The sequence below is a fragment of the Bacteroides sp. NSJ-39 genome (genome assembly GCF_014287315.1).
Classification (GTDB): domain Bacteria; phylum Bacteroidota; class Bacteroidia; order Bacteroidales; family Bacteroidaceae; genus Bacteroides; species Bacteroides finegoldii.
Map to the genome: position 1 here is coordinate 1 of NZ_JACOOB010000049.1, position 3,123 is coordinate 3,123.

The 3,123-nt window shown below is 55.7% G+C and carries 3 protein-coding genes; all 3 read left to right on the forward strand.

Annotation, left to right across the window (positions count from 1 at the left end; translation table 11 throughout):
- The first annotated feature begins 36 nt into the window (after window positions 1–36).
- Genes H8S63_RS19605 through H8S63_RS19615 form a run of 3 tightly spaced genes read left to right on the forward strand, consistent with a single transcriptional unit; the run spans window position 37 to window position 3,028 of the window.
- Window positions 37–288, forward strand: a complete 252-nt coding sequence (locus H8S63_RS19605) for a DUF4134 domain-containing protein (protein ID WP_255467635.1) — start codon at window positions 37–39, stop codon at window positions 286–288.
- An 11-nt stretch (window positions 289–299) separates the two neighbouring features.
- On the forward strand, window positions 300–632 hold the full coding sequence (locus H8S63_RS19610) for a DUF4133 domain-containing protein (RefSeq protein WP_007653962.1): 333 nt from the start codon (window positions 300–302) through the stop codon (window positions 630–632).
- Window positions 629–3,028 carry a TraG family conjugative transposon ATPase gene (locus H8S63_RS19615; protein WP_186927684.1) on the forward strand — a complete coding sequence of 800 codons (2,400 nt, stop codon included), beginning with the start codon at window positions 629–631 and terminating at the stop codon, window positions 3,026–3,028. The genes H8S63_RS19610 and H8S63_RS19615 overlap by 4 nt, the downstream gene beginning before the upstream one ends.
- The last annotated feature ends 95 nt before the right edge of the window (window positions 3,029–3,123 follow it).

Below are 3,123 nucleotides of genomic sequence, written 5' to 3' on the forward strand. Positions count from 1 at the left end.
AGGCAGAACTATTCCTTCAGTAAGAATGGCAATGCGTTGCTTGAGCCGTGTGAGGGGAAACTCTCATGCACGGTTCTTAGAGGGGAAAGCCCCAGCAATGGGGCTGACCTACTCGACACTAAACTGATATACGCCATCGGCGCGGTCGTCGGGCTTATCGGGGGCGTGAAAGTGTACGGAAAATTCTCATCGGGTGACCCCGACACCTCAAAAACAGCAGCAAGCTGGTTCGGCGCGTGTATCTTCCTGATTGTAGCCGCCACCATCCTGCGCTCATTCTTCCTTTAATGTAATAATGTATGGCTGAATACCCGGTAAACAAGGGTATCGGCCGTCCGGTAGAGTTCAAGGGCTTGAAGGCACAGTACCTCTTCATCTTCTGCGGAGGTCTGCTGGCTCTCTTCGTCCTGTTCGTCATCCTCTACATGGTCGGTATCGACCAGTGGGTATGTATCGGCTTCGGCGCGGCATCGTCCTCCCTCCTTGTGTGGCAGACCTTCGCGCTGAACGCCCGGTACGGTGAACACGGGCTGATGAAATTAGGCGCGGCACGGAGCCATCCCCGATACCTTATCAACCGGCGGCGGATAACCCGGCTGTTCAAACGGCAACGAAAGGAAGAAAGACAATGAGGAATACATCGAAAATGACAACACTGGAAAACAAGTTTCCCCTGCTTGCGGTGGAGCATGGCTGCATCATCTCAAAGGACGCCGACATCACGGTGGCTTTTGAGGTGGAGCTGCCGGAGCTTTACACCGTGACGGGCGCGGAGTACGAGGCAATACACAGCTGCTGGTGCAAGGCGATCAAGGTGCTGCCGGACTACTCCGTCGTTCACAAGCAGGATTGGTTTATCAAGGAACGCTACAAGCCGGAGCTTCAGAAGGACGACATGAGTTTCCTCTCACGGAGCTTCGAGCGTCACTTCAACGAGCGTCCGTACCTGAAACACACCTGCTACCTCTACCTGACCAAGACGACGAAGGAGCGTAGCCGGATGCAGAGCAACTTCAGCACGCTGTGCCGAGGGCACATCATCCCGAAAGAGCTGGACAGGGAAACCACGACCAAGTTCATGGAAGCCTGCGAACAGTTCGAGCGTATCATGAACGACAGCGGGCTTGTCAGGTTGCGCCGCCTCTCCACCGACGAGATTGTGGGGACGGAGGGTAAGGCGGGGCTGGTAGAACGCTACTTCTCGCTCATGCCGGAAGGTGACATCACCTTGCAGGACATCGAACTTTCGGCAAGGGAGATGCGCATCGGCGACAACCGCCTGTGTCTGCACACCCTCTCCGACGCGGAAGACCTGCCGGGCAAGGTGGCTACCGAAACCCGTTACGAGAAGCTCTCCACCGACCGGAGCGACTGCCGCCTCTCCTTCGCCTCCCCGGTGGGGCTGCTGCTCTCCTGCAACCATATCTACAACCAGTATGTGCTGATAAATAACAGCGAGGAAGCCTTGCAGAAGTTCGAGAAGTCCGCCCGTAACATGCAGTCGCTCTCACGCTATTCAAGGAGCAACAGCATCAACCGCGAGTGGATAGACCAATACCTGAACGAAGCCCGGTCCTACGGGCTGACCTCGGTACGGGCGCACTTCAACGTCATGGCGTGGAGCGACGACGCGGAGGAACTGAAGCACATAAGGAACGACGTGGGCAGCCAGCTGGCAAGCATGGAGTGCGTGCCGCGCCACAACACCATCGACTGCCCTACACTCTACTGGGCGGCGATACCCGGCAATGCGGCGGACTTTCCGGCGGAAGAGAGTTTCCACACTTTCATCGAACAGGCGGTGTGCCTGTTCACGGAGGAAACTAACTACCGCAGCTCGCTCTCGCCCTTCGGCATCAAGATGGTGGACAGGCTCACAGGGAAACCGCTGCACCTCGACATCAGCGACCTTCCGATGAAGCGGGGTATCACCACGAACCGCAACAAGTTCGTGCTGGGTCCTTCGGGCAGCGGCAAGTCGTTCTTCATGAACCACCTCGTGCGCCAATATTATGAGCAAGGCGCACATGTGGTATTGGTGGACACGGGAAACTCCTATCAGGGCTTGTGCGGCATGATCCGGCGCAAGACAGGCGGAGTGGACGGCGTGTATTTCACCTACACGGAAGAGAAGCCCATATCATTCAACCCGTTCTACACCGATGATTACATCTTCGATGTGGAGAAGAAGGACAGCATCAAGACCCTGCTTCTTACGCTCTGGAAATCGGAGGACGACAAGGTGACGAAGACGGAGAGCGGCGAACTGGGCAGTGCCGTGAGTGCCTACATCGAGCGTATCCAATCCGACCGTAGCATCGTGCCGTCGTTCAACACTTTCTACGAGTATATGCGCGACGACTACCGCACGGAACTGGCGCAGCGCGACATCAAGGTGGAGAAGTCCGACTTCAACATCGACAACATGCTCACCACCATGCGGCAGTATTACCGGGGCGGACGTTACGACTTCCTGCTCAACTCTACGGAGAACATCGATCTGCTCGGCAAGCGGTTCATCGTCTTCGAGATTGACAGTATAAAAGAGAACCGCGAACTGTTCCCCGTCGTGACTATCATCATCATGGAAGCCTTCATCAACAAGATGCGGCGGCTGAAAGGGGTGCGGAAACAGCTTATCGTGGAGGAGGCTTGGAAGGCCCTCTCTTCGGCAAACATGGCTGAATACCTACGTTATATGTACAAGACGGTCAGAAAATATTACGGCGAGGCAATCGTGGTGACGCAGGAGGTGGACGACATCATCAGTTCTCCGGTGGTCAAGGAGAGCATCATCAACAACTCCGACTGCAAGATACTTCTCGACCAGCGCAAGTACATGAACAAGTTCGACCAGATACAGGCGTTGCTCGGACTGACGGAAAAGGAGAAGGGACAGATACTCTCCATCAACATGGCGAACAACCCTTCACGGCTCTACAAGGAGGTGTGGATAGGCTTGGGAGGCACACAGTCGGCGGTCTATGCCACCGAGGTCAGTGCAGAAGAGTATCTGGTGCGCCCGTAAAGGGAATTTGACGAATGTCGCTTTGGCAAGCGACTGGGCAAGTGTTTAAAATGCCCATTAACAACCGCTAACCGGAGGGGAAAACCCCACAAGGG

What these genes read in the sequence shown, in the direction of transcription:
- H8S63_RS19610 (WP_007653962.1), top strand. Translation starts at nt 300, where the DNA reads ATGGCTGAATACCCGGTAAACAAGGGTATCGGCCGTCCGGTAGAGTTC.
- H8S63_RS19615 (WP_186927684.1), top strand. Translation starts at nt 629, where the DNA reads ATGAGGAATACATCGAAAATGACAACACTGGAAAACAAGTTTCCCCTG.